This window comes from Aureimonas phyllosphaerae, assembly GCF_900113065.1.
Lineage (GTDB): Bacteria > Pseudomonadota > Alphaproteobacteria > Rhizobiales > Rhizobiaceae > Aureimonas > Aureimonas phyllosphaerae.
Genome location: NZ_FOOA01000002.1, coordinates 41,411 through 66,480 on the forward strand (window position 1 = coordinate 41,411; position 25,070 = coordinate 66,480).

Sequence of the window (25,070 nt, forward strand, 5' to 3'; positions counted from 1 at the left end):
GCGGACCATAGGGACGGGGCGCATGGGTGTAAAGCGGATCGGCCCCGCGCGGAGAGCCGCCGGGGCCGATCGGAAGAGTTGCGTCGGAAGCCGAACCTAAAACAGGCCGCCCGCTCCGCTAGCGATCGCCTGTGCGGCTTCCGGCGAGATCGACTGCTGCGCTGGGGCGCTGGCATAGGTGCCGCCGATCACCTCGTACTGGTCAGACGGACCCGTCCCCGGCTTGAATGCCTCGATGATCGAGCCGTCGGCACCCGGTGCAGCCGCCATGCCCGTGGCACGATTGACGGCGACCTGCGTCATGCCGTCGGGAATGCGGAAGTCGACCACCGGCTTTCCGGCGAGCGCCTGCTTCATGAACTCGTTGAACACCGGGGCCGCGAATCCGCCACCGGTCTGGCCATGGCCAAGCGGCTGAGGGTTGTCGTAGCCAAGGTAGACACCGGTCACGAGGTTCGGCGTGAAGCCGACGAACCACGCGTCCTTCTCGTCGTTGGTCGTCCCGGTCTTGCCGGCCACCGGCACGCCAAGTTCCTTGACGATCGTCGCGGTGCCGCGCTGGACCACGCCCTCCATCATCGAGGTAATCTGATAGGCAGTCATCGGATCGAGGACCTGCTGGCGTTCATCCACGAGTTCCGGCTCCGCCTGACCATCCCACGAGGCGGCGTTGCAGCCGTCGCACTTGCGGTTGTCGTGGCGATAGACCGTCCGACCGTAGCGGTCCTGCACGCGGTCGATCACCGAAGGCTCGATCGAGCGTCCGCCATTGGCCATCACGGAATAGGCCGTCACCATCCGCATCACCGTCGTCTCGCCCGACCCGAGCGCCATCGGCAGATAGGGTGCCATCTTGTCGTAGACGCCGAAGCGCTCGGCATATTCCGCCACGAGCTTCATGCCCATGTCGTCGGCCAGTCGCACCGTCATCAGGTTGCGGCTCTTCTCGATTCCGAGGCGAAGCGTCGAGGGTCCTGCGACCTCGCCCCCGTAGTTCTTCGGCTCCCAGAAGCCGCCACGGCCATCCGGGATCGAGACTGGGGCGTCCAGAATGACGGAGGCCGGGGTGTAGCCGTTGTCGAGCGCTGCCGCGTAGACGATCGGCTTGAAGGAGGAGCCCGGCTGGCGCATCGCCTGCGTGGCGCGGTTGAATTCCGACTGCGCGTAGGAGAAGCCGCCGACCATCGCGAGCACGCGGCCGGTATGCGGGTCCATGGCGACCAGCGCGCCCTGCACCTTCGGCGGCTGGCGCAGGACGTAGCCGTCGCCCTTCTTCTCGACATAAACGACGTCGCCGCGGGCGAGGACGTCGTCGACCGAGCGCGCCGTGCTGCGCTTGCCCTCGCGGTCCTGGCGCATGGCCCACTTCATGTCGGCGGCGCTCAGTGTCGCGATTTCGCGTTCCGAGCCGCGGCGGCCGGAGACATCGCGCGCCGGCTGGAGTCCGACGCTGGCCGAATTGGAGTCGGACGAGAGCACCACCGCCAGACGCCATTCCGGAACGTCTGCGTACGGCTCGATCTTGTTAAGCGCCGGTCCCCAGTCACCGCCGAGTTCCACCGTTTCGATCGGACCGCGATAGCCACGGGTCTGGTCGTACTGGACGAGTGCATGCTGCAGCGAGGTTCGTGCCTCGACCTGCATCTGCGGATCGAGCGTCGAGCGAACGGAGAGACCGCCCTCGTAGAGCGCCTTCACCCCGTAACGGGAGATCACCTGACGGCGGACCTCCTCGGTGAAATACTCGGCGGAGGCTAGGTAGGTGCCGCTCGGTCGCGGGTTGACGCCCAGTGGTTCGGCGATGGCCGCCAGTGCCTCGTCCTGCGTGATCGCGCCGTTCTCGGCCATGCGCTGGATCACCCAGTTGCGGCGGCCGATGGCCTCTTCGGGGTCGCGGAACGGATTGTAGTTCTCCGGCGCCTTGGGCAGCGCGGCGAGATAGGCCGCTTCCTGAATCTCCAGCTCGTTCACCGACTTGTCGAAATAGGCAAGCGAGGCCGCGGCGACGCCATAAGAGCCCATGCCGAGATAGATCTCGTTCAGATAGAGTTCGAGGATCCGGTCCTTGGAATAGGCCTGCTCGATGCGGAGCGAGAGAATCGCCTCCTTCACCTTGCGCTCCATCGAGCGCTCGTTGGTGAGGAGGAAGTTCTTGGCGACCTGCTGGGTAATCGTCGAGCCGCCCTGCATCGGGCCGCCGCGAACGTAGAGCAGCGCAGCGCGACCGATGCCTTCGAGGTCGACGCCCGGATGGTTGTAGAAGTTCTTGTCCTCGGCCGAGAGGAACGCATCCTTTAGCCGCTGGGGAATGGTCTGGATCGGCAGGTAGAGACGCCGCTCCTTGGCATATTCGGCCATCAGCGAGCCGTCGGCGGCATGGAGACGGGTCGTCACCGGCGGCTCGTACTTCTCGAGCACCTGATAGTCCGGCAGATCCTGGCTCATGTCAGCCACATACCAGGCGACGCCGCCCGCCACGATCAGCGCAAAGACGGTGCCGATGCCGAACAGGTAGCCGAGAAGTCTGATCATCGTGTCTCCATGGGCTACCGCTTTCGCGACCCGACGAGAGCCGCGCGGCATGGCCGGCCGGGCATAGCGGGACGGGCCCGCATCTCGGAAAGTCCTAACGCATCGTTCATGCGTGGAGAATGCGGCGGGCGAATGATGCCGGCGCGTTGCCCCGTCGAATGTTGCATAAGCGCAACGACCGCTTTGTCAACGAGCGCTGGTCAGCGGTGGGCGCTTCGCGAACTCCGCGATCGAGCGGGCCAGGATCGCGGCGAGCCTGGTCTGCCACTCCTTAGACTGAAGCGCCTGTTCGTCTTCGGGGTTCGAGAGATACCCCATCTCCAAAAGGATCGAGGGAACATCCGGCGCGCGAAGCACGCGAAAGCCCGCGGAACGGCGTGGATTGTTGATGAGGCGGATTTCGCCTTTGCCGAGATCCGCGACCAACTGGATGGCGAAATGCTCGGACAGCGCTTCCGTCTCGCGACGTACGAGATCGACGAGGATGTCGTGGATCTCCGGCGCATCCTGGTCCCACTCCGGCCCCGCGAAGCGGTCGGCCGAATTTTCGGTATCGGCCAGTTCGCGCGAGAGGCTGTCGGACGCCTTCTCGGACAGCGTGTACACGGTCGCGCCCCGCAGATCCTTGTAGCGGATCGAATCGGCGTGCAGCGAGACCATCAGATTGGCGCCCGCGCGCCGAGCGATGGCCGCTCGCTCGTTGAGGGGGATGAAGGTGTCGTCGTCGCGCGTCATCACGACCTCGACGCCCGGCAGCTTTTCCAAGGCGGATCGCAGCGCGAGGCCGAAGGAGAGGTTCACCGCCTTCTCCTCCGTCCTCTTCTCCCCGGTCGCGCCCTTGTCGATGCCTCCATGTCCGGGATCGAGAACCACCACGAACGGGCGTTCCTCCGCCGGTCCGTTGCCGGCTGAAGCGGTCGGCTTCGTTACCGCGGGAAGCATGAAGGCGGTTTCGTCGGCCGGCGTCAGCCGCAGCGAGATGCGCGAGCCGTTCGCGGTCTGCGTGACCGTCAGTTCCGGCTTGGCGGGCTTGGCAAGCGTCACGATCAGACGATACCGGTCGCTTCCGACGAGACCGTGCCGGATGTCGGTCACCAGCGCCGTCGCACCGAGCTTGGGAGGCTTGGCTGCCGCGAGGGTTTCATCGAGATCCAGAGCGACGCGATAGGGATTTCGCAGAAGAATGAGCTTCGGCTCGGCCTTGCCGTCGACGTCGACGGTCAGAGCGAAGCCTTCCGCCGTCGCAGTTTCATCGATCCCGGTGACGATCGAGGGACGATCGCCGGCATGGCTTGGCGATACCGCGAGCGCTGCAGCGAAAAAGGCGAGTGTCAGTAAGGCAAGAAGCGTTCTCATCACGGTTGTCGGCCGCCAACTTCTATGGGCATGCGGGTCGTCGGAGCGAGCAGGATCGCGGCAGTTCTCTAAGCTGCCGCTTTGACAGGCTGTCCCCTTGTTTGCCGGACTATAGCGCCTTACAAGCATAAATGAGGCTCCTGTGTCATCAGAACGGGTGCGTCGTCGAATTCGTCGGCTCCAACGGGCCGAAAGCATCGGCCGGCGCACGATTCCGTCCGACGCCGGAAACTCGCACAGATTTACGCCGGTCGGGTCTTACACGCTCACCGGTCTCTCCGCGGGCGAAGACAGGATCCAGTTTCCGCCGAGCTCGCGTCCTCGTCGGCTGCGCAAGTAGCCATCCATTGTTGCAGGTCGTTCACGCGTGTTTCCGGCATACCAGTTCCCTTCGATGCCTGCGCTCCGCCCGTTCGGGCCGGACGCTCGTGCGTCGGGGAGGCTCGGCCCGGCATGCCCCGAGCGCGCCATTGCGGACCCCCTCACGCCTGGCCCATGGCCGACCCTCGAGGTCGCGCATTCCGGGCTGCCGCGGGTCCCGGAGTTGAGATTTCATGGCAGACAAGATGCTGATCGATGCCGCCCACCCGGAGGAAACCCGGGTCGTCGTCGTCAAGGGTAACCGGGTCGAAGAGTTCGATTTCGAGTCCGAGCATAAGAAGCAGATCAAGGGAAACATCTATCTGGCCAAGGTGACGCGCGTTGAGCCGTCGCTGCAGGCCGCGTTCGTGGAGTACGGCGGCAACCGTCACGGCTTCCTCGCCTTCAACGAGATCCATCCCGACTACTACCAGATCCCCCATGCCGACCGTCAGGCGCTGATCGAGCACGACCTCGCGCAGGCCGAGGAGGACGAGGAAGCCGAGGAACGCAAGCCGGCCAAGGCTGGCCGCTCGCGTAGCCGTCGTCCGCGCGGCGGGGAGGCCAAGGCCGCCGAGGCCAGCGACGACAGCGTTTCGGAGGTCGTCGAGAGCGAAGCGTCCGAGGATGCCGCGCCTGCCGCCTCCGAGAATGGCGAAACGGTCGAGGTCGAAGCCGGCGACGCGCCGGTCGCCGAGGTCGTCGAAGCCGCCACGGGCGACGATGCCGCAGAGGCCGTCGAAGCGAAGGCGGATGGCGACGAGGACGGGAAGCCGCGCCGGGGTCGCCGTTCGCGTCGGTCGCGAGAGACCGAGGAAGAACCTGTCGCCGATGAAGCTGACGAAGTCGACGACCTCGGCAGCGAAGATGCGATGGAGGAGGTGCCGGTCCGCAGCAACCGCGCCCCCCGCAAGCAGTACAAGATCCAGGAAGTCATCAAGCGGCGGCAGATCCTGCTGGTGCAGGTCGTCAAGGAGGAGCGCGGCAACAAGGGTGCTGCGCTCACCACCTACCTGTCGCTGGCCGGCCGCTACTCGGTCCTGATGCCGAACACGGCCCGTGGCGGCGGCATCTCGCGCAAGATCACCAACGCGGCCGACCGCAAGCGCCTCAAAGAGGTCGCGCGCGACCTCGAGGTGCCGAAAGGCATGGGCATCATCCTGCGCACGGCCGGTGCCAACCGTACCAAGGCCGAGGTCAAGCGCGACTACGAATACCTGATGCGCCTGTGGGAGACGGTGCGTACGCTGACGCTTCAGTCGACCGCCCCTGCCCTCGTCTACGAGGAAGGCAGCCTCATCAAGCGGTCGATCCGCGACCTCTACAACAAGGATATCGACCAGATCCTCGTGGCCGGCGAGAGCGGCTACCGCGAGGCGAAGGACTTCATGCGCATGCTGATGCCAAGTCAGGCAAAGGTGGTGCAGCCCTATCGCGACCCGAGCCCGATCTTTGCCCGACAGGGCATCGAGGCGCAGCTCGACAAGATGATGCAGCCGCATGTGACGCTGAAGTCCGGTGGCTACATCATCATCAACCAGACCGAGGCGCTCGTCGCGATCGACGTGAACTCCGGCCGCTCGACCCGTGAGCATTCCGTCGAGGACACCGCCTATCAGACGAATCTCGAGGCGGCCGAGGAGGTCGCTCGTCAGCTTCGCCTGCGCGATCTCGCCGGCCTCATCGTCGTCGACTTCATCGACATGGAGGAGAAGCGCAACAACCGGAACGTCGAGAAGCGTCTGAAGGACTCGCTTAAGGACGACCGGGCGCGCATCCAGGTCGGACGCATCTCGCATTTCGGCCTGCTCGAGATGAGCCGCCAGCGCATCCGCGCCAGCGTCCTCGAATCGACGACGCAGACCTGCCCGATCTGCAGCGGCAACGGTTTCATCCGGTCCTCGTCCTCGCTGGCGCTTCAGGTGCTGCGCTCGATCGAGGAGCATCTCCAGAAGCACGGTACGCATGACCTCGTGGTCAAGGTGCCGACCGCGACCGCGCTCTATGTCCTCAACGAGAAGCGCTCGACGCTCGACGAGCTTGAGCGGCATTACGGGCTGCGCATCCTCTTGGAGGCGGTGGAAGGCTTCGGCCACCAGCATGTCACGATCGAGCACGGCGCCGAGGCGACCCGCCGCGTGAAGCCCGAGGCGATCACCACCCTGCCGGCCGTCTCGCCCGAGACCATCGAGATCGAGGATGTCGTGATCGAAGCCGAGCCGGACGCCGTTGAAAGCGCGCGGCCGACGGAAGCCCGGGAGCGTGGATCGGACGGCGAGGAGTCGCGCGACGGATCGCGCCGTCGTCGGCGTCGCCGTCGTGGCGGTCGCCGCGGCGACGAGACCGGGCACGGCGAGCATGCCGAAGTGTCGTCGGACGACGATGCAGCCGGCGAAGCCATCGCCGCGTCCGCCGACGTGGACGGCGAAACGGTGTCCGACGACGCCGGCGAGGGTGACGGCAACGGCGGTGACCGCAAGCGTCGTCGTCGCGGTCGTCGCGGCGGTCGGCGGAACCGCGACGAGGAGACCCGCGCGGACGGCTCGGCTGAGGCTGAAGCCGAAGAAGCCTCGGACGCAATCGCTGAAGACGTCGCACCGGAGCTTCCCGCGCTGGCGGCTGCCGAGGTCGACGCTTCGTTCGAGCCCGAGATGACCGATGCCGTCGAGGCGCTCGAAGCCGATCCGTCCGAGGTCGGCGAGGGCGAAGTCGGCGCGGACATCGCCGCGCCGGACGAGAACGAGGTCATGGCGGCGACCGCTGAGGCGAGCGCGGCCGTCGATGGCAACCCGCCGCTCGACGAGGTTTTCCCGGCGGAAGGCGGCGATGCGACGGCGGACAACACTCCAGCCGAAGAAGCTCCCGTACGCCGCGGCCTGCGCCTCATCGCCAATGGCGAGGAAGCCAGCGAGGACGCGGCCGATGAGAAGCCGAAGCGTCGCGGCTGGTGGTCGCGAAAGAGCGCCGAGTAGGAAAACAAGGGAGCGGCCGAACGGCCGCTCCTTTCGTTCGAGAACTAGGCGCTTAGACCCGGAACGTTTCGGAGCCTGCGAACCGCCTCCGCGATCTCCTCGGGATCGCCGGCGTAGGACATGCGCATGGTGCGGTGGCCCCGCTCCAGGTCGAAATCGAGCCCCGGCGTCGCAGCCACATGCGCCGACTGGAGAAGATGGTTTGCGAGTTCGGTTGCGTCCCCGAACCCTTCCGGGATGGTGGCGTAGGCGTAGAAGGCTCCGTCGATCGGCGCGATGTCTCCGAAGCCGAGCGTCGGCAGGGCCTCCATCAGAAGCGCTCGGCTTCTCTCGTAGCCGAGCTTCACGGTCTCCAATTCATCCGTCGCGTCGAACACGGCTTCCGCGCCCACCTGGCTGAGTTCGGGCGCCGAGATGTAGAGGCTCTGGCCGACCCGCTCGGCGGGCCGCACCAGATGAGGCGGCAAGACCAGCCAGCCGATCCGCCAACCCGTCATGCAGTAGTATTTCGAGAACGAGTTGACGATGATCGCCCGATCGGAAAACTGCAGGGCGGACGCCGTGTCGCGGCCGAAGGCGAGGCCGTGGTAGATTTCATCGGACACGAACACGATCCCAGCCGCGTCAGCGAATTCCACGAGCCTGCGAAGCTCGTCCGCCGGTGTGACGGTGCCGGTCGGATTCGCGGGGCTGGCGATCAGTACCCCCGTCAGAGGCTTCTCGCGGTGCGCCCGCTCCAGAGCTTCGGCCGTCAGGATGTAATCGTCATCCGGGCCGACGGGGATCTCGATCGGCTCGATCCCGAGCGCTTTCAGGATGTTGCGATAGGCGGGGTAGCCGGGCGTCGAGATCGCCACGCGGTCGCCGACGTCGAAGGCGGTGAGAAAGGCTAGATTGAAGCCGGCGGATGATCCGGTCGTGACCATCACGCGCTCGGCCGGAACGTCGACGCCGTAAGCGTCGGCATAGTGGCGCGCGATGCGCCGACGCAGAGACGCCCGACCGAGGGCGTCGGTGTAGCCCACCCGTCCCCGCGCAAGAAAGGCACCGACTGCCTCGGCGACGACGCTCGGCACCGGCGCTGACGGCTGGCCGACCGCCAACGAGATCACATCTCGGCCTTCCGCGATCATGCGGTTGGCCGCGGCCATGACGTCCATCGCGCGGAACGGGTCGACGTCGGATCGGCGGGATGCCTTCGGCGGCGGAATGTCGAACATGGAAGCCTCATAAACGCCGGAAAAAGATGACCTTGCAGACGGAAGGGATGGCCGTCCGGGAAGCCGCGTTCTAGAAGTGCGTGCACAAGCCTGGGAAGACTTGGGGTGGATTTTTTGTTGAAGGGCATCTTTGCCAAGGCTGTCGCGGCTGCGTTGGTGGTTGCGGCCGCGGTCCCTCAGGTCCAGGCGCAGACGGCGCGCCGCTCATCGCTTCCGGTCGTGCGCGATGCAGAGATCGAAAGCCTCATCAAGGATTATTCGCAGCCAATCCTCCGGGCCGCCGGGCTGTCGCCGGCGCGTGTCGAGATCGTGCTGGTCAACGACCTTGGCTTCAACGCCTTCGTGGCCGGCCGGCGCATCTTCATCAACACCGGCACGATCCTCGAATCCGAGACGCCGAACGAGACCATCGGCGTTCTGGCCCACGAGGTCGGCCATCTGGCTGGCGGCCATCAAGAGCGGCTGCGCGACCAGATCGAGCGCGCCAAGACGATCGCGGTCGTTGCCGGCCTTCTTGGCGCTGGCGTCGCGGCAGCGGGCGCAGCCAGCGGTTCGGGATCGGTGGCGGGCCTCGGCGGCGGCCTGATGACCAGCGGCGGCAACATCGCGCAGCGCGGCCTCTTCGCCTACCAGCGCACCGAGGAGACGACCGCCGATAGGTCCGCCCTCACCTATCTTCTGAAGACCCAGCAGTCGCCGAAGGGGCTCCTCGAGAGCTTTGCCGGACTGATGCGAAAGAACATGCTGTCCGGCGTTTCATCCGACCGCTACGTCAGTTCGCATCCGGCACCGCAGGAGCGCATCGGCTTCCTCCAGACGGCAGCGAAGGAAAGCCCCTACTTCGACAAGAGGGATCCGCCCGAGCTGCAGCTCCGCCACGATCTCGCACGGGCCAAGATCGCCGCCTACAACGGTGGCGCAGGGCAGGTCCGCCGGACGTTCGGTAGAAACCTTACGAGCCTGCCGGCGAGATACGGCGATGCGATCGCCACCCATCTGGCAGGATCTCCGAGTGCGGCACTGCAGAAGATCGATGCGCTGATCAAGGAGGCACCGGGCAACCCGTGGTTCCAAGAGGTGCGCGGCGAGATCCTGATGGCGGCCGGGCGGTCCGACGAATCGGCTGCAGCCTTCGCCAAGGCCGCCAAGCTCGATCCGTCGAAATCGGGCATCTTGGAAGCGGCCGTCGGCCAGGCGCTGGTCACCGGCGGAAAACCCGAGCGGATGAAGGACGCCATCGCCCAGATTCGCAAGGGACTGGAAGACGATCCCGGCAACTCGACGGCCTATCAGTTCCTCGCGATGGCCTACGGCAAGACCGGCGACATCGGCGCAGCGGAACTGGCGACGGCAGAGGGCTACTGGGAAGCCGGCAATTTCCGTCAGGCCAAGATCTTCGCGGCCCGCGCCCAGCAAAAGTTCCGTCCGAACTCGCCGCAGTGGAGGCAGGCTCAGGACATCATCACGACGAAGGTAAGCCGCAAATGATGCCTGATCCGGTGTTGAAAATTCTCGCGCTGGGTCGGCGTCTGGTCGTTGCGGCAGTTCTAGGCGTGTCGCTTCTCGGGTCTCCCGCCTGGGCGTTCGACGACGCGCAGACGCGTGAAATCGAGACCATCGTGCGCGACTACCTCATCGCCAATCCCGAGGTTCTGCTCGAGTCCATACAGGCACTCGAAGCGAAGCGGACCGCGGAAGCCAAGGCTGGACAGAATGAAACGATCGCCAGCCTGCGCGACCGGCTGGACGCTTCCCCGGCCGGGACGGTAGCCGGAAACCCGCAGGGCGACGTCACGCTGGTCGAGTTCTTCGATTACAATTGCGGCTACTGCAAGCGAGCGGCGAGCGATCTTCAGGTGCTCCTGGAGAGCGATCCGAAGCTGAAGGTGGTCTACAAGGAAATCCCGGTTCTGGGGCCGGCATCCGAAGCCGCTGCGCGCGTCAGTCTGGCGTTTCGCGAGACGAAGCCGGACAGCTATCCGCAGTTCCAGAAAACGTTGCTTGCCTCGCGGACGCAGGTGGACGAGGCGCGAGCGCTCGAGGTGGCCGCACAGCTCGGCGTTGAAGAGGCCATGCTGCGACCGCTTCTCGGCGGCCGAAGCGTCACCGCAGCGTTGAACGAGAGCGCCGAGCTCGCGACGGCTCTCGGGATCAGCGGGACGCCGAGCTACGTGATCGGGGACGAGCTCGTTGCTGGTGCCGTCGGTGCCGATGCCCTCGCCGAAAAAATCGCGAACGTGCGCGCCTGCGGCTCGGCGAGTTGTCCGCCCACCGCGAACTGAGTTCGGCCGCCTCACCGTCGCCTTCCGGCTTTGCGTGCCGCTCGCAAGTGTTTATACGGCACGGATCGAACGGATGCGCCACTTCGGCGTTCGATCCGTCAAGCAACTGTCGGCAGGCTTACGCCTGCCTCGTCCGGGGCCGGGATCGTCGTGATCCGGGCTTTTCGTCGCATGAATGACCGAGGCCGAACGGGTAGTCCCGCATTGCAGCCCCGGCGAGTTCGAAGGACCATTATGGAAAAGGATTCGACTGTGGACCGTTCGCTGGTGCGCGAGCTCGCCGACATCCTCAACGACACGGATCTGACCGAGATCGAGATCGAGCAGGGCGAACTGCGCATCCGCGTCTCGCGCCAGAAGGAATATATGGCGTCCGCCGGCTACAGCTATGGCGCTCCGGCGCCTGCGCCGATGCACGCCATGCCGGCGCCGCAGGCCCCTGCCGCCGCCCCGGCCGCGCCGGCGACGTCGAGCGGGCCGGAAGTCGGTTCGGTGCCCTCGCCCATGGTCGGCACGGTGTATCTGGCGTCCGCGCCAGGCGCCAAGCAGTTCATCGAGATCGGCCAGTCGGTCAACGAGGGCGACACGCTTCTGATCATCGAGGCGATGAAGACGATGAACCAGATCCCGGCACCGCGCTCGGGCACCATCAAGCGCATCTGCGTCGACAACGGCCAGCCGGTCGAATACGGCGAGGCGCTGGTCGTCATCGGTTGATCCTCTCGGGATCGTCGAGGCGAGTTCGCGGGCGGGCGAGGAAAGGCATATATGTTCAATAAGGTTCTGATCGCCAATCGCGGCGAGATCGCGCTCCGCGTCCTGCGGGCCTGCAAGGAACTCGGCATCGCGACCGTGGCCGTGCATTCCACCGCCGACAACGCGGCGATGCACGTGCGGCTGGCCGACGAAAGCGTCTGCATCGGTCCCCCGCCGGCTCGCGACAGCTACCTGAACATTCCGCAGATTCTCGCGGCTTGCGAAATCTCGGGCGCTGACGCCGTTCATCCCGGCTACGGCTTCCTGTCCGAGAACGCGCGTTTCGCCGACATTCTGGAGGCGCACAACATCGCCTTCATCGGCCCGACCGCCGAGCATATCCGTGTCATGGGCGACAAGATCGAGGCCAAGCGGACCGCGAAGGCGCTCGGCATCCCCGTGGTGCCGGGTTCGGCCGGCGCGGTGACCGACGACGGCGAGGCAATGCGGGTCGCTCAGGAGATCGGCTTCCCGGTCCTCGTCAAGGCGTCGGCCGGTGGCGGCGGACGCGGCATGAAGGTAGCCCATACGCCTGCCGATCTCTCCATGGCCCTTTCGACGGCCCGCGCGGAGGCAGGAGCAGCCTTCGGCGACGACGCGGTCTATCTCGAGAAGTATCTCGGTAAGCCGCGCCACATCGAGGTGCAGGTCTTTGGCGACGGCATGGGCAAGGCCGTGCATCTCGGCGAGCGCGACTGCTCGCTGCAGCGTCGCCACCAGAAGGTCTGGGAAGAGGCGCGCTCGCCGGCGCTCGACGACGCACAGCGTCTGCGCATCGGCGAGATCTGCGCCAATGCCATGGCCCAGATGAAGTACCGCGGCGCCGGCACGATCGAGTTCCTCTACGAGAACGGCGAGTTCTATTTCATCGAGATGAACACACGCCTGCAGGTCGAGCACCCGGTCACGGAGGCGATCACCGGCCTCGACCTCGTGCACGAGCAGATTCGCGTCGCCGCCGGACTCGGGCTTTCGGTGACGCAGGACGACGTGAAGTTCAACGGCCACGCGATCGAGTGCCGCATCAATGCCGAGGACCCGCGGACCTTCGCGCCCTCGCCCGGCCAGATCAGCTACTACCACGCCCCCGGTGGTCTCGGCGTGCGCGTCGACTCGGGCGTCTACCAGGGCTACTCGATTCCGCCATTCTACGACTCGCTGATCGGCAAGCTGATCGTCCACGGCCGTACCCGCAACGAGTGCTTGATGCGGCTTCGGCGGGCGCTCGATGAGATCATCGTCGATGGTGTCAAGACGACGCTGCCCCTGTTCCAGGACCTCGTCGAGAATCCGGACATCCAGGCCGGCGACTACGACATTCATTGGCTGGAGCAGTATCTCGCCGCCGCGGCGAAGGCTGCCTGACACACCATTGGCGCGCAGCGGACGGTACGGCTCCGAGCCGCTGATCACACCCGAGATCCTGCTGCGCGCCTACGCGGCCGGCATCTTTCCGATGGCGGAAGATGCCGACGACCCGTCGATCCATTGGGTCGACCCGACGTTTCGCGGCATCCTGCCGCTCGACGGCTTCCACGTCCCTCGGTCGCTGCGCAAGACGATCCGGCAGCAGCCCTTCGACATTCGGTTCGATACCGCGTTCGCAGCCGTCGTCGACGCCTGTGCCGAACCGGCGCCCGGTCGCGACCAGACCTGGATCAACGCGCAGATTCGCGACCTGTATCTCGGGTTGTTCCGGATGGGTCATGCCCACTCCGTCGAGGCCTGGGCGGACGGCGAGCTCGTCGGCGGCCTTTACGGCGTCAGCCTCGGCGCGGCCTTCTTCGGCGAGAGCATGTTCTCGCGGCGCACGGATGCCTCGAAGGTGCCGCTGGTCTATCTATGGGACAGGCTGCGGCGTGGCGGCTTCACGCTGCTCGACACCCAGTTCATCACCGGACATCTTCAGCGCTTCGGGGCTATCGAGGTCCGCCGCGCGCAGTATCGCGAGCGGCTGGCCGACGCACTTGAGCGACCGGCCGACTTTCACTGTGCCGGCGGCACGCTCGCGTCGGTTTTGCAGTCCTTGAGCCAGACGTCGTAGACGGGGTGCTCGACGGCGTTGAGGCCGGGCGAGTCGGCAAACATCCAGCCGGTGAAGATTCGGCGGATTTCGCGGTCGAGCGTGATCTCGTCCACCTCGACGAAGCCATCCGTCTTCGGGGCCTCCTCCTGCGTGCGGGTGAAGCACGCCCTGGGCGTCACCTGCAGCGCGCCGAACTGCACGGTCTCGTTGATCCTGACCTCGAAGGAGGTGATCCGGCCCGTGATCTTGTCGAGCCCGGAGAACACGGCTTCCGGATTTTCGATCCGGGCGGCATGTGCGCTATGCGATGGGACGCATGCCAGCGCCAGAAGCGCCGCGAGCCGCGCGGCGGATGAAGCGAGACGCATCGAGCGAGCGGTCCCGATCAGGGTGTCCAGGCGTCGTAATCGCCCGTCACGCGCGGCCGCTCGGCGGTGTTGAGGAGCGAGCCCTTCGGGCGGTAGGCGAAGCGCGTGCCGGTCTGGTTGGGCACATGCGGCTTCTGCCAGTCGCGCGGCTTGTAGTTCTCGTCAACCGGGGGGGTGTCCACGCGGTGATGCATCCAGCCATGCCAGCCGGGGCCGATCTGGCTGGCTTCCGCCTCGCCCGCGTAGATGACCCAGCGACGCTTGCCGTCGGCCGACTGGTAGTAGACGTTGCCGCGCTCGTCCTCGCCCACCCGCTTGCCGAAGCGCCAGGTATGGAAGCGCGTTCCGATCGTCTGGCCGTTCCACCAGGTGAAGATCTGCAGCAGCCAGGGTTTCATCGCATCGTGTCCGTAAATGCCGTGGCTGGGTTATGCTGCCGCGGCCGGTAAAAGTCTAGGCGTCGAAAGCTCCCAGCGGGCGCTCGAAGATGAGGACGGTCGAGCCACCCTCGCTCTCGGAAGCGCCGACACGCGCAAAGCCCAGCCCGGTGTAGAAGCCGATCGCACGGGCGTTGGTTTCATCCACTTCGATACGCATGCGGGTCGCCTGGGGGAAGCAGCCGGCGATCTCGGAGAATAGTTCCGTCCCGATGCCCTGCCCTTGTGCGTCCGGCCGGACGTAGAGGTCGTGCAGGATCAGGAGGGTCCGGTCGTCGCGTGCAGCGCGAGCGAAGGCCATGCCGCCAAGACGCGTCCCATCGTCTGCGACCAGGAACTCGGTATCCGGTTGTCCGAGACGGCCGCGGAGCGCCGTCTCGTCATGCGACGTACCCGTCACCTCCCGCAAACGCTCGGCGTCATGGATCGCGCCGTAGGTTGCCTGCCAGGTCTCGACCAAGAGCTGACGAACGGCCGCCATGTCGCGGGCAGTCGCAGTTCGGATGAAGTAGGTGCTCATTCCAGTCCGAGCTTGGCCTTCACGAGGTCGTTGACCGCCTGCGGGTTCGCCTTGCCGCCGGTCGCGCGCATGACCTGACCGACGAACCAACCGGCGAGCGTCGGCTTGGCGAGCGCCTGTGCCACCTTGTCGGGGTTGGCCGCGATGACCTCGTCCACCGCCTTCTCGATCGCGCCGGTATCGGTGACCTGCTTCAGCCCGCGGCTTTCGACCAGCTCGCGGGGGTCCCCGCCTTCGTTCCAGACGATCTCGAACAGGTCCTTGGCAATCTTGCCGGAGATCGTGCCCTCGCGAATGAGGTCGAGCACGGCGCCTAGCTGGTCGGCCGAGACGGGCGTCTCCTCGATCGACTTGCCGCTCTTGTTCAGCGCGCCGAGAAGGTCGTTGATCACCCAGTTCGCGGCCTGCTTGGCGTCGCGCCCTTTCGCCACCTGCTCGAAGAAGTCGGCGATCGACTTCTCGGATACGAGGATCGAAGCGTCGTAGGCCGAGAGCCCGGCCTCGCTCATCAGGCGCTGGCGCTTGTCGTCGGGGAGCTCCGGCAGCTTCTCCCGCAGCGCTTCGACGAAGGCGTCGTCGAACTCAAGCGGCAGGAGATCGGGATCCGGGAAGTAGCGGTAGTCGTGCGCGTCCTCCTTGGAGCGCATCGCACGCGTCTCGCCCTTGGCCGGGTCGAACAGGCGCGTCTCCTGGTCGATCGTGCCGCCGTCCTCGATGATCGCGATCTGCCGGCGGGCTTCCGACTCGATCGCCTGTCCGACGAACCGGATCGAATTAACGTTCTTGATCTCGCAGCGGGTACCGAACTCGCCGCCCGGACGGCGCACCGAAACGTTGACGTCGGCGCGCATGGAGCCTTCGTCCATGTTGCCGTCGCACGTACCGAGATAGCGCAGGATGGTGCGCAGCTTGGTGAGATAGGCGCGCGCTTCATCGGCCGAACGCATGTCCGGCTTCGAGACGATCTCCATCAGCGCCACGCCGGAGCGGTTCAGGTCGACGAAGGACATCGTCGCGTGCTGGTCGTGCAGCGACTTGCCTGCGTCCTGCTCGAGATGCAGGCGCTCGACGCCGACTTCGACCTCCTCGAACTGTCCCTTGGAGTCCGGACCGACCGACACGATCACGGTCCCTTCGCCGACGATCGGCTGCTGGAACTGCGAGATCTGGTAGCCCTGCGGCAGGTCCGGATAGAAATAGTTCTTCCGGTCGAAGACGGAGCGATTGTTGATTTGCGCCTTCAGGCCTAGGCCCGTCCGCACGGCCTGTCGCACGCATTCGACGTTGATGACGGGCAGCATGCCGGGCATCGCCGCATCGACGAGCGACACGTTGTCGTTGGGCTCGGCGCCGAACTCGGTCGACGCGCCCGAGAAGAGCTTCGACTCGGACAGGACCTGGGCATGAACTTCCATGCCGATCACGATCTCCCAGTCCCCGGTCGCGCCGGGAATCAGCTTCTTCGGATCGGGGGTGCGTGTATCGACGAGGGGCATCGGGCGAACTCGTTCATCTCGGGGCGCAGCCGGGCTGCAGTCATTCGATCACGTCGGCGCGACGGAGCGCGCCGAAGCGTCCTACCACCAGCGCTTCGGAGCGAAGCGGCCGGCGCTCTTCTCGATCACGGAGGCCGTGGCGAAGAGCGTCTCTTCGTCGAACGGACGACCGATCAACTGGAGACCGAGCGGCGTGCCCTCACCGGACAAGCCGGCCGGCACCGCAATGCCCGGAAGACCGGCGAGGTTGACGGTGATGGTGAAGACGTCCTGCAGGTACATCGCCACGGGGTCAGCCGCGAGCTTCGCATCGCCGATGGCGAATGCGGCGGAGGGGGTCGTCGGCGTCAGGAGGGCATCGACGCCGTCCGCGAAGACGGTCTCGAAGTCGCGCTTGATCAGGGTCCTGACCTTCTGCGCCTGAAGATAGAAGGCGTCGTAGTAGCCGGCCGAAAGCACGTAGGTGCCGACCATGATGCGGCGCTTCACCTCGCGACCGAAGCCGGCGGCACGGGTGTTCTCGTACATCTCGGCAATGTCCTTGCCGGGCACGCGAAGGCCGTAGCGCACGCCATCATAGCGCGCGAGGTTCGACGAGGCTTCGGCGGGCGCCACGATATAGTAGGCCGGTAGGGCGTACTTCGTGTGCGGCAGCGACACGTCGACGATCTCAGCCCCGGCTTCGCGCAGCGTCGCAATGCCCTTCTGCCATAGCGCCTCAATCTCGGCCGGCATGGCCTCGACGCGATACTCTCGCGGGATGCCGATGCGCAGTCCCTTCACCGACCGACCGACGGCGGCCTCGTAATCGGGCACCGGGCGATCCACGGACGTCGTGTCCTTCGGGTCGCTTGAAGCCATCGACGTCAGGAGAATCGCTGCATCGCGGACGTCGCGCGCGATCGGACCCGCCTGGTCGAGCGACGAGGCGTAGGCAACGATGCCCCAGCGTGAGCAACGACCATAGGTCGGCTTGATGCCCACGGTTCCCGTGAAAGCCGCCGGCTGACGGATCGAGCCGCCGGTATCGGTGGCCGTCGCACCGGCACAGAGGCGCGCGGCAACCGCCGCCGACGAGCCGCCGGACGAGCCGCCTGGCACGAGAGCGACGTCCGAACCGGTGCGGCGCCATGGGTTCACGACCGGACCGTCATGGCTCGATTCGTTCGACGAGCCCATCGCGAACTCGTCCATGTTGAGCTTGCCGAGCATCACAGCGCCGTCGGCCCAAAGGTTGGCGGTGATGGTCGATTCGTAACGCGGCTTGAAGCCGTCGAGGATGTGAGACGCGGCCTGCGTGCGCACGCCCTCGACGGCGAAGAGATCCTTGACGCCGAGGGGAATGCCTTCGAGCGCCCCGCCCTCGCCCTGCGCCAGTCGAGCATCGGACGCGGCCGCCATCTCGCGCGCCTTGTCTGCCGTTACGGCGACATAGGCGTTCAACGCGCCGTTCGCCGCTTCGATCGCGCCGAGATAGGCGTCCGTCAGCTCGCTTGCCCGGAAGGTCTTGGCCTTCAAGGCGTCGCGTGCTTCGGCGATGGTGAGTTCGGTCAGATCGGTCATGGTCTCGCAACGTCGAATGGTCGGGACGCGGCCGGATCGGCTTCGCGAACCGCGAGGGTCTTCCGATAGAATGCGGCGTAGCCGCTGTCGGGATAGTCGGCGAAGGGTCCGCTCAGCTCGAAACCGGCCCGCTCGTAGGAGCGGCGGGCCGCCTTGAAACCGAGGCCGGTCTCGAGAGCCAGCGTCTCGAGCCCGAGGCTTCGGGCTTCGGCCTCGATCCGATCGAGGAGACGGGCGGCCAATCCTTGCCCGCGCACCGCCGGTCGAAGGTACATCCTCTTGACCTCGCCGAGCGACGCGTCGTGGCGCTTGAGGGCTCCGCATCCGACGGCCATGCCGTCGATGCGGACCAGGAACGTCGTCGTGTCGGGGCGCGCCATCTCCTCGGCGCTCATCCAAAACTTGAATTCGTCCGGCGTCTCCGGCTCCTGGCTGTCGATCGCGTCGTTCAGTTCGGCGATCAGCACGCGCAGGTCGTCCTGCAGCGGGGTCTCGGCGCGGATTTCGACGCGGCCGCCGCTCATTCCACGACCTTGGGCACCATGAAGAAGTGCTCCTGCGTGGCCGGCGCATTGGCGACGATGTCCTCGGCCTTGTGGCCGTCGGTCACGGCGTCGTCGCGCTTCTTCATCTCCATCGGCGTGACCGAGGTCATCGGTTCGACGCCGGACACGTCGACTTCGCCGAGTTGCTCGACGAAGCCGAGGATGGCGTTCAATTCGCCCTGCATGGTCGCGACGTCGTCTTCCGACACCGCAATGCGGGCGAGACGGGCGACACGACGAACGGTGGCGGTATCGACGGACATGCGGATTCCCGAACTGGTGGTCGAGACGGTGCTATAACGGCGGGGTTGACCGGAGGCAACGCCGCCGCCTGTCCGCGAAAGAGGCTCGTCAGATATCGAAGGGCTGACCGACTTCGGGTAGGAGCACGCGGGAGGACTCGTCTTCCATCGCGTCCATGAAGCGCTGCGGATCGGCGTCGAGAATCGGCATCGTACCGTAGTGCAGCGGGATGATGGTCTTGAAGTTGAAGTACCGGCGGCAGGCAAGCGCAGCCACCGCCCCGCCCATCGTCAGCCGGTCGCCGATCGGCACGAGACCGATCTTGGGCTGGTGCAACTCCTCGATCAGCGCCATGTCGCCGAAGATGTCGGTGTCGCCCATGTGATACACGCTGCTGCCGTCGTCGAAGTGAATGACGATGCCGTTCGGCATGCCGAGATAGGTGATCTTGCCGCCTTCCTCGACGCTCGCGGAGGAATGGAAGGCCTGCGTGAGGGTGACGGAGAAGCCGTCGAACTTGACGGTGCCGCCGGTATTGGCTGGCTCGATGGTCTCGACACCCTTGGACGCCAGCCAGTTGACCAGTTCATAGGTTCCGAGGACGCGGGCGCCCGTACGCCTGGCTATCTCGACCGTATCGCCGACGTGGTCGCCATGACCGTGCGACAGCAGGATATGGGTGGCGCCTTCGGTGGCCTTTGCGACGTCGCCCTTGAAGTGCGGGTTCCCCGTCAGGAACGGGTCGATCAGGATGACCGCGCGTCCCGTGTCGATGCGAAATGCCGAATGGCCGAAGTAGGTCATCTTCATGCTAGGGGATCTCCGATGATGCGGTCGCGGGAAACCTAGCGCCGGAAGCCCCGTATCAAGGAGGCAGGATGCTGATCGCTGATATCGCTGATGTGGTCGACATGAGGGCGGCAGGAGGCACGGCCGTCGGGCTGGACCTCGGGACGAAGACGATCGGCGTCGCGGTGTCCGATCTCGGATGGGGGCTGGCCAATCCGCGTCCCGTCATCCGCCGCGCGAAGTTTCAGGCGGATGCCACCACCCTGTCTGCATTTCTCGCCTCGGTCGATGCGCGGCTCGTGGTCATCGGGCTGCCGCTCAACATGGACGGCAGCGAAGGCCCGCGGTCGCAGTCGACGCGGGCCTTCGTGCGCAATTTCCAGCGGATCGACCCGCGTCCGTTCGTCTTCTGGGACGAGCGCCTGTCGACCGTTGCGGCCGAGCGCAGCCTTCTGGAGATGGACGTATCGCGGCGTCAGCGTGCCGAGCGGATCGACTCGGCCGCCGCGTCCTTCATTCTTCAGGGCGCCTTGGATAGGCTGTCGAGGCTGACCGAGCTGCGCGACGAATAGCGGTCGCGAAGGAAACCGACGATCGCCTTGCGACGACGCAATGCGTAGAGCGCCAGCACGATCAGGCTGTCGAGGATCAGTGCCCTCACCACCAGCGGCGGCAACGTTTCGGGCGCCACGCCCAGCACCTTCGCGTAGACGCCGAACACGGTGTCGTACATGTCGCGCGAGAAGAAATGCAGGCCGAGGCTCCAGTCGTTGGAGGCGAGCACGAGCCAAAGCACAAGGAAGCCGATCGGCAGGAACCAGAGAGACAGCAGCCAGCGCATCACGCGTCTCCATCGCGGCGCACGTCGGTCTGGCGCGGGATCGAGGCGCTGATCGCGGCGACCGTCCGGCGGAAGGCCATCTCGTCCATCTCGTCTTCGTCGTCCGGCGCAAAGATGCAGGCGTCGAACGCGAGCGCCACCAAGCTGAGGCCGAGGGACCAGAAGGCGAGGTCGAGGCGGTCGAAGACCGCCGCGAACGGCTGACCGAAGAGGGTGGCCGCGATCACCATGGCCGAGCAGACGCCGATCCCGGCAAACGACAGGAGTTCGCCCTGCCCGATCTCGGCATCGTCGCGCCCGTGCAACCGGATGAGGCCGACGGCCAGAAGCGCCGCTGTACCAATGCAGAGAAGCGCGACGCCCCAGCCGACGGGACCGGTTCCGACCGACGGTTCGAGCGCGAAGCCGCCGAGGGCGGCATGACCGTTCAGATGTAGAATTTCGTTGGCGCCGGTGACGGCGAGAAAGCCGGCCCAGGTGGAAAGAGCGAAGGTCGTGGGTATGCGCTTCACGGGCCAGCCCTCCGAAGAGTTAACGAAAACTTAACGCCAACATCCGCGCTTCGCTCCCACCCCGCAACGCGAACTCTTCGGCATGGTTAATTGCGGAGGCGCATCGGCGGACGGCGCGCTTGTGGCCCCTCCCCGTTTCTCCTATAGGCGGTGCTCGCCATGACAGCGCTGACACCCCCCTCCGCCGCTCCCCGACGCCATCTCCTCGGCATCGCGGGCCTGTCGCTTCCCGACATCCACATGCTGATGGACCTCGCCGAGCGCGAGATCGCGGTCAGCCTCGGGCGCGACAAGAAGAAGGCTGCGCTGAAGGGCCGAACGCAGATCAACCTCTTCTTCGAGGCTTCGACCCGAACGCAGGCGTCCTTCGAACTTGCTGGCAAGCGCCTGGGCGCCGACGTTATGAACATGTCGGTCGCCAATTCGTCGGTGAAGAAGGGCGAGACCCTGATCGACACGGCGATGACGCTGAACGCCATGCGCCCCGACATCCTCGTCGTGCGTCATCATGCTGCGGGCGCGGTCGCCCTTCTGTCGCAGAAGGTCGGCTGCTCGGTCGTGAACGCGGGCGACGGCGCGCACGAGCATCCGACACAGGCGCTCCTCGACGCCCTGACGATCCGCCGCCGCAAAGGCCGCGTCGCGCGCCTGTCGGTCGCGATCTGCGGCGATGTGCTCCACAGCCGCGTCGCCCGCTCCAACATCCTCCTCCTCAACGCGCTCGGCGCCGACGTGCGCGTCGTCGGTCCCTCGACCTTGCTGCCCAATGGCATCGAGCAGATGGGCGTCCGCGTCTTCCACGACATGGACCGAGGGCTCGAGGACGCTGACGTCGTGATGATGCTGCGCCTCCAGCGTGAGCGGATGGAAGGTTCCTTCGTGCCCTCGGTGCGCGAGTATTTTCGCCTCTTCGGCCTCGACGGGCAGCGCCTGTCGCGGGCCAAGCCGGATGCCCTCGTCATGCATCCCGGCCCGATGAACCGCGGCGTCGAGATCGCCTCGGAAGTCGCGGACGGCCCCCAGAGCGTCATCGAAGAGCAGGTCGAGATGGGCGTCGCCGTCCGCATGGCGGTGATGGAATGGATGATGGGCAACGAGGAGACCGCATCGTGACCGGCCTCGACAGCGCCCGCCCCCTCATCGTTCGCAACGCCCGCATCCTCGACCCGTCGCAGGGGTTGGACGAACGCGGAGACCTTCTCGTCGAAAACGGTGTGATCTCCGCCGTCGGCGCCGCCTCGGCCAACGAGAACGCGCCCGACGACGCCGAGGTGATCGACGCGTCCGGCCTTCTCCTGATCCCCGGCCTCGTCGACATCCGCGTCCACATGGGCGAACCCGGCAGCGAGCATCGCGAGACGATCCGCTCGGTGAGCCGCGCGGCCGCGGCGGGCGGCGTGACCTCGATCGTCACCATGCCCGACACCGATCCGGTGATCGACGACGTCGCGTTGGTTCAGTTCGTGATGCGAACGGCGCGCGAGACGGCCTCGGTCAACGTCTTCCCGGCCGCAGCCCTCACCAAGGGGCTGAAGGGCAAGGAGATGACCGAGATCGGGCTTCTCGCTCAGGCCGGCGTCCGGGCCTTCACCGACGGGCGACGGACGCTGCGCGACAGCGGCCTCATCCGACGCATCATGACCTACATGCGCGATTTCGATGCCCTGTTCGCGCATGACACGCAGGACGCCGATCTCGTCGGGTCCGGCGTGATGAACGAGGGACTGCTCGCCTCGTGGCTGGGCCTGCCCGGCATTCCGAGGGAGGCCGAGCTCATCCCGCTGGAGCGCGACCTGCGTCTCGCGGCGTTGACGGGCGTTCGCTACCATGCGGCGCAGATCTCGACCGAATTGTCCGCCGAGGCGATGCGCGCTGCCAAGCGTCGCGGCGTCGATGCTACCGCTGGCGTGTCGGTCAACCACCTGTCGCTCAACGAGAACGACATCGGCGAGTACCGAACCTTTTTCCGGCTTTCGCCGCCGCTCCGCCACGAGGACGATCGTCAGGCGATGATCGACGCGCTCGCCGACGGCACGATCGACGTGATCTGCTCCGCGCACGATCCGCAGGATGCCGACGGCAAGCGACGTCCTTTCGCCGAGGCCGAAGCCGGTGCGATCGGTCTCGAAACCTTGCTGCCGGCCTCGCTGCGCCTCCATCACTCAGGCCGGGTGGACCTCGCCCGTATCGTGGAAGCACTGACCGTGGCGCCGGCCCGGCTCCTCAAGATCGACCGCGGCACGCTGCAACCCGGGCGCCCGGCGGACTTCGCGCTGGTCGACCTCGACGGCCCTTACGTCTTCGACAAGAGCCGCATCCGCTCGCGATCCAAGAACACCGCCTTCGAGAACGCGCGGTTCCAGGGCGAGGTCGTGAAGACCTTCGTCGCCGGGCGCGAAGTCTTCTCCATCCAGAATCAGGGACACTGAGCCGATGAACCTGGCCGTGGGCGTTGACCCGACGATCCTCGTGGCCGCCCTCGTCGTCGGCTATCTCTTCGGCACCATCGCGTTCGGGCTGATCCTGACGAAGCTGTTCGGACTCGGCGACCTTCGGTCGATCGGCTCCGGCAACATCGGCGCGACCAACGTCCTGCGGACCGGCAACAAGAAGGTCGCGGCGCTGACGCTTCTCGGCGACCTTCTCAAGGCGACCGTGCCGGTTCTGATCTTCTGGCGCTGGGGTGCGCCGGCGGCTGCGTTCGCGGGCTTCGGCGCCTTCATCGGGCACCTCTTCCCTGTCTGGCTCGGCTTTCGCGGTGGCAAAGGGGTCGCGACATATATCGGCGTGCTCCTCGGCTTCGCGCCGATCGGGGTTCTGGTGTTCGCCGCGGTCTGGCTCGGGGCCGCGAAGATCTGGAAGTTCTCGTCACTGGCGGCGCTCCTCGCCACGCTGGTCGTGCCGGTCGTCTACCTCACCCTCGGCAACACGATGGCCGCCGGCCTCACGGCCATTCTGACGGTCCTCGTCTACATCAAGCACGCGTCCAACATTCGCCGGCTCCTGGCCGGCACGGAAAGCAAGATCGGGTCCAAGGGGTGACGTCGTCGCCGGCGGCCGCTTCGCCGCTCCTGCTTGACGCCGAGCGCCTTGCGGCGCTGCGGCTGATCCGCAGCGAGAACGTCGGTCCCGTTACCTACACGAAGCTGGTCGCCCGGTTCGGAACACCTTCCGCCGCGCTGGCCGAGCTGCCCGACCTCGCCGCGCGGGGCGGCGCCCGGCGACAGGTCGCAATCGCTCCCCTCGCCTCGGTCGAGACGGAACTCGCCGCAGCGCAGCGCATGGGCGCCCGCTTCGTAATCCGGGGAGAAGCCGACTATCCCGCCATGCTCCTGCGCACCGATGCCGCGCCGCCGGTTCTGGCCGTGATGGGCGAGACCGCGCAGTTCGAGCGGCCGGCGGTCGCCATCGTCGGCGCCCGCTCGGCGACGGCCGCGGGCGGCAAACTCGCTCGGCTCTTCGCGGACGGTCTCGGTCGCGAGGGCTATTGCGTGGTGTCAGGTCTTGCCCGCGGCATCGACACGGCGGCGCACGAGGCGAGCCTCGGCACCGGCACGATCGGGGTCTTCGCCGGCGGTCTCGACCGCCCGTATCCGCCCGAGAATCGACCGCTCATGCGCCGCATCGCCGACGGCGGCGGTTGCCTCGTCACGGAGATGCCTTTCGGCTGGGAGCCGCGCGCCGTCGACTTTCCTCGTCGCAACCGGGTGGTCGTGGCCCTGTCGCTCGGCGTCCTCGTTGTCGAGGCCGCGATGCGCTCGGGAACGCTGATCAGCGCCCGGCTCGCCGGCGAGCTCGGCCGCCTCCTGTTCGCTGTGCCGGGCTCGCCGCTGGATGCGAAATCGGCGGGCTGCAACGCGCTGATCAAGGACGGCGCGATGCTGGTGACGGAGCCGGCCGACATTCTCGACGCGCTCGCGCCGCTCGATGGTCGCTCCAACGCGCGTCCTGGCATGTTTGCCGAGCCTCCGCCGTCCGATCCGTTCGAGGAGCCGGGCGACGACGAACGATCGCGTCTCGTGCGCGCGCTCAGCACGACGCCCGTCTCGCTGGACGATCTCATCGTACATGCCGAGGTCGATTGGAGCGCGGCGCAGGTCGTGCTCCTCGAATTGGATCTCGCCGGGCGGCTCGAACGCCACAGTGGCGGACGCCTCAGTCTCCTGCCCTGACCCGCGAGGGGTTCGGGGACCAGGGCGGGGTTGACCCACGCGTCCGGCCTGTCCATGTGAGCGAAGCTTGAAGTTTTCGG

General features: G+C 66.4%; 24 protein-coding genes. 11 read left to right on the top strand and 13 right to left on the bottom strand.

What is annotated here, in order from left to right; all coding sequences use genetic code 11:
• Positions 1–96: 96 nt before the first annotated feature.
• Entirely contained in the window at positions 97–2,532 is a 2,436-nt protein-coding gene (locus tag BM175_RS03290; protein WP_090959296.1) for a penicillin-binding protein 1A, read from the bottom strand.
• Positions 2,533–2,718: 186 nt separating this feature from the next.
• Positions 2,719–3,888 carry an N-acetylmuramoyl-L-alanine amidase gene (locus BM175_RS03295; protein ID WP_090959299.1) on the bottom strand — a complete coding sequence of 390 codons (1,170 nt, stop codon included), beginning with the start codon at positions 3,886–3,888 and terminating at the stop codon, positions 2,719–2,721.
• Between the two features lie 554 nt (positions 3,889–4,442).
• Between BM175_RS03295 and BM175_RS03300 the strand changes: the two genes are divergently transcribed.
• Positions 4,443–7,220 (top strand): Rne/Rng family ribonuclease, encoded by a 2,778-nt coding sequence (locus BM175_RS03300; protein WP_175526744.1) that lies wholly within the window; start codon positions 4,443–4,445, stop codon positions 7,218–7,220.
• A 44-nt stretch (positions 7,221–7,264) separates the two neighbouring features.
• Here BM175_RS03300 and BM175_RS03305 read toward each other — a convergent pair whose 3' ends face one another.
• Entirely contained in the window at positions 7,265–8,440 is a 1,176-nt protein-coding gene (locus BM175_RS03305; RefSeq protein WP_090959302.1) for a pyridoxal phosphate-dependent aminotransferase, read from the bottom strand.
• 117 nt (positions 8,441–8,557) lie between these two features.
• Between BM175_RS03305 and BM175_RS03310 the strand changes: the two genes are divergently transcribed.
• The 5 genes from BM175_RS03310 (at position 8,558) to aat (ending at position 13,522) form a co-directional block, all read left to right on the top strand.
• Positions 8,558–9,928 (top strand): M48 family metalloprotease, encoded by a 1,371-nt coding sequence (locus BM175_RS03310; RefSeq protein WP_244545846.1) that lies wholly within the window; start codon positions 8,558–8,560, stop codon positions 9,926–9,928.
• Complete coding sequence (locus tag BM175_RS03315; RefSeq protein ID WP_244545847.1) at positions 9,925–10,722, top strand: DsbA family protein; 798 nt, start codon at positions 9,925–9,927, stop codon at positions 10,720–10,722. Before BM175_RS03310 ends, BM175_RS03315 begins: the two co-directional genes overlap by 4 nt.
• Before the next feature lie 231 nt (positions 10,723–10,953).
• Positions 10,954–11,439, top strand: coding sequence for an acetyl-CoA carboxylase biotin carboxyl carrier protein (accB, locus tag BM175_RS03320; protein ID WP_090960154.1), 486 nt, complete (start codon positions 10,954–10,956; stop codon positions 11,437–11,439).
• 51 nt (positions 11,440–11,490) lie between these two features.
• The gene (gene accC, locus BM175_RS03325; RefSeq protein ID WP_090959304.1) at positions 11,491–12,843 is read left to right on the top strand and encodes an acetyl-CoA carboxylase biotin carboxylase subunit; all 1,353 of its coding nucleotides are present in this window, start codon (positions 11,491–11,493) and stop codon (positions 12,841–12,843) included.
• A gap of 7 nt (positions 12,844–12,850) precedes the next feature.
• Complete coding sequence (aat, locus tag BM175_RS03330) at positions 12,851–13,522, top strand: leucyl/phenylalanyl-tRNA--protein transferase (RefSeq protein WP_090959306.1); 672 nt, start codon at positions 12,851–12,853, stop codon at positions 13,520–13,522.
• Here the strand turns inward: aat and BM175_RS03335 are convergent.
• The 8 genes from BM175_RS03335 to BM175_RS03370 form a co-directional block, all read right to left on the bottom strand.
• A complete protein-coding gene (locus BM175_RS03335) occupies positions 13,465–13,872 on the bottom strand; it encodes a DUF2155 domain-containing protein (protein WP_090959309.1) in 408 nt (135 codons plus the stop codon). The genes aat and BM175_RS03335 overlap by 58 nt on opposite strands.
• Positions 13,873–13,889: 17 nt before the next feature.
• A complete protein-coding gene (locus BM175_RS03340; protein WP_055884771.1) occupies positions 13,890–14,270 on the bottom strand; it encodes an NADH:ubiquinone oxidoreductase subunit NDUFA12 in 381 nt (126 codons plus the stop codon).
• Between the two features lie 55 nt (positions 14,271–14,325).
• Complete coding sequence (locus tag BM175_RS03345; RefSeq protein ID WP_090959312.1) at positions 14,326–14,829, bottom strand: GNAT family N-acetyltransferase; 504 nt, start codon at positions 14,827–14,829, stop codon at positions 14,326–14,328.
• Positions 14,826–16,325, bottom strand: coding sequence for an Asp-tRNA(Asn)/Glu-tRNA(Gln) amidotransferase subunit GatB (gatB, locus tag BM175_RS03350; protein WP_090959315.1), 1,500 nt, complete (start codon positions 16,323–16,325; stop codon positions 14,826–14,828). The genes BM175_RS03345 and gatB overlap by 4 nt, the downstream gene beginning before the upstream one ends.
• A gap of 81 nt (positions 16,326–16,406) precedes the next feature.
• Positions 16,407–17,888, bottom strand: coding sequence for an Asp-tRNA(Asn)/Glu-tRNA(Gln) amidotransferase subunit GatA (gene gatA, locus BM175_RS03355; RefSeq protein WP_090959317.1), 1,482 nt, complete (start codon positions 17,886–17,888; stop codon positions 16,407–16,409).
• Complete coding sequence (locus BM175_RS03360; protein ID WP_090959320.1) at positions 17,885–18,412, bottom strand: GNAT family N-acetyltransferase; 528 nt, start codon at positions 18,410–18,412, stop codon at positions 17,885–17,887. Before BM175_RS03360 ends, gatA begins: the two co-directional genes overlap by 4 nt.
• The gene (gene gatC, locus BM175_RS03365; RefSeq protein WP_090959322.1) at positions 18,409–18,696 is read right to left on the bottom strand and encodes an Asp-tRNA(Asn)/Glu-tRNA(Gln) amidotransferase subunit GatC; all 288 of its coding nucleotides are present in this window, start codon (positions 18,694–18,696) and stop codon (positions 18,409–18,411) included. Before gatC ends, BM175_RS03360 begins: the two co-directional genes overlap by 4 nt.
• 88 nt (positions 18,697–18,784) lie before the next feature.
• Positions 18,785–19,486, bottom strand: coding sequence for a metal-dependent hydrolase (locus BM175_RS03370; RefSeq protein ID WP_090959325.1), 702 nt, complete (start codon positions 19,484–19,486; stop codon positions 18,785–18,787).
• 68 nt (positions 19,487–19,554) lie between these two features.
• Between BM175_RS03370 and ruvX the strand changes: the two genes are divergently transcribed.
• Positions 19,555–20,037 carry a Holliday junction resolvase RuvX gene (ruvX, locus tag BM175_RS03375; RefSeq protein WP_090959328.1) on the top strand — a complete coding sequence of 161 codons (483 nt, stop codon included), beginning with the start codon at positions 19,555–19,557 and terminating at the stop codon, positions 20,035–20,037.
• Here ruvX and BM175_RS03380 read toward each other — a convergent pair.
• A complete protein-coding gene (locus BM175_RS03380; RefSeq protein ID WP_090959331.1) occupies positions 19,986–20,306 on the bottom strand; it encodes a DUF6105 family protein in 321 nt (106 codons plus the stop codon). The two genes, ruvX and BM175_RS03380, sit on opposite strands and share 52 nt — an antisense overlap.
• Positions 20,306–20,818, bottom strand: coding sequence for a hypothetical protein (locus BM175_RS03385; protein ID WP_090959334.1), 513 nt, complete (start codon positions 20,816–20,818; stop codon positions 20,306–20,308). Before BM175_RS03385 ends, BM175_RS03380 begins: the two co-directional genes overlap by 1 nt.
• Positions 20,819–20,977: 159 nt before the next feature.
• Here BM175_RS03385 and BM175_RS03390 point away from each other — a divergent pair, with 159 nt between their 5' ends.
• Genes BM175_RS03390 through dprA form a run of 4 tightly spaced genes read left to right on the top strand, consistent with a single transcriptional unit; the run spans position 20,978 to position 24,990 of the window.
• On the top strand, positions 20,978–21,931 hold the full coding sequence (locus tag BM175_RS03390; RefSeq protein ID WP_090959337.1) for an aspartate carbamoyltransferase catalytic subunit: 954 nt from the start codon (positions 20,978–20,980) through the stop codon (positions 21,929–21,931).
• Positions 21,928–23,247, top strand: a complete 1,320-nt coding sequence (locus BM175_RS03395) for a dihydroorotase (RefSeq protein ID WP_244545848.1) — start codon at positions 21,928–21,930, stop codon at positions 23,245–23,247. Before BM175_RS03390 ends, BM175_RS03395 begins: the two co-directional genes overlap by 4 nt.
• Before the next feature lie 4 nt (positions 23,248–23,251).
• A complete protein-coding gene (gene plsY / locus BM175_RS03400) occupies positions 23,252–23,860 on the top strand; it encodes a glycerol-3-phosphate 1-O-acyltransferase PlsY (RefSeq protein WP_090959342.1) in 609 nt (202 codons plus the stop codon).
• Entirely contained in the window at positions 23,857–24,990 is a 1,134-nt protein-coding gene (gene dprA / locus BM175_RS03405; protein WP_090959345.1) for a DNA-processing protein DprA, read from the top strand. The genes plsY and dprA overlap by 4 nt, the downstream gene beginning before the upstream one ends.
• The last annotated feature ends 80 nt before the right edge of the window (positions 24,991–25,070 follow it).

What these genes read in the sequence shown, in the direction of transcription:
- BM175_RS03335 (WP_090959309.1), bottom strand. Translation starts at nt 13,872, where the DNA reads ATGCGTCTCGCTTCATCCGCCGCGCGGCTCGCGGCGCTTCTGGCGCTG.
- gatA (WP_090959317.1), bottom strand. Translation starts at nt 17,888, where the DNA reads ATGACCGATCTGACCGAACTCACCATCGCCGAAGCACGCGACGCCTTG.
- gatC (WP_090959322.1), bottom strand. Translation starts at nt 18,696, where the DNA reads ATGTCCGTCGATACCGCCACCGTTCGTCGTGTCGCCCGTCTCGCCCGC.
- BM175_RS03315 (WP_244545847.1), top strand. Translation starts at nt 9,925, where the DNA reads ATGATGCCTGATCCGGTGTTGAAAATTCTCGCGCTGGGTCGGCGTCTG.
- BM175_RS03380 (WP_090959331.1), bottom strand. Translation starts at nt 20,306, where the DNA reads ATGCGCTGGCTGCTGTCTCTCTGGTTCCTGCCGATCGGCTTCCTTGTG.
- BM175_RS03340 (WP_055884771.1), bottom strand. Translation starts at nt 14,270, where the DNA reads ATGAAACCCTGGCTGCTGCAGATCTTCACCTGGTGGAACGGCCAGACG.
- BM175_RS03300 (WP_175526744.1), top strand. Translation starts at nt 4,443, where the DNA reads ATGGCAGACAAGATGCTGATCGATGCCGCCCACCCGGAGGAAACCCGG.
- BM175_RS03360 (WP_090959320.1), bottom strand. Translation starts at nt 18,412, where the DNA reads ATGAGCGGCGGCCGCGTCGAAATCCGCGCCGAGACCCCGCTGCAGGAC.
- BM175_RS03305 (WP_090959302.1), bottom strand. Translation starts at nt 8,440, where the DNA reads ATGTTCGACATTCCGCCGCCGAAGGCATCCCGCCGATCCGACGTCGAC.
- BM175_RS03295 (WP_090959299.1), bottom strand. Translation starts at nt 3,888, where the DNA reads ATGAGAACGCTTCTTGCCTTACTGACACTCGCCTTTTTCGCTGCAGCG.
- BM175_RS03345 (WP_090959312.1), bottom strand. Translation starts at nt 14,829, where the DNA reads ATGAGCACCTACTTCATCCGAACTGCGACTGCCCGCGACATGGCGGCC.
- ruvX (WP_090959328.1), top strand. Translation starts at nt 19,555, where the DNA reads ATGCTGATCGCTGATATCGCTGATGTGGTCGACATGAGGGCGGCAGGA.
- gatB (WP_090959315.1), bottom strand. Translation starts at nt 16,325, where the DNA reads ATGCCCCTCGTCGATACACGCACCCCCGATCCGAAGAAGCTGATTCCC.
- BM175_RS03390 (WP_090959337.1), top strand. Translation starts at nt 20,978, where the DNA reads ATGACAGCGCTGACACCCCCCTCCGCCGCTCCCCGACGCCATCTCCTC.
- plsY (WP_090959342.1), top strand. Translation starts at nt 23,252, where the DNA reads ATGAACCTGGCCGTGGGCGTTGACCCGACGATCCTCGTGGCCGCCCTC.
- accC (WP_090959304.1), top strand. Translation starts at nt 11,491, where the DNA reads ATGTTCAATAAGGTTCTGATCGCCAATCGCGGCGAGATCGCGCTCCGC.
- BM175_RS03290 (WP_090959296.1), bottom strand. Translation starts at nt 2,532, where the DNA reads ATGATCAGACTTCTCGGCTACCTGTTCGGCATCGGCACCGTCTTTGCG.
- BM175_RS03370 (WP_090959325.1), bottom strand. Translation starts at nt 19,486, where the DNA reads ATGAAGATGACCTACTTCGGCCATTCGGCATTTCGCATCGACACGGGA.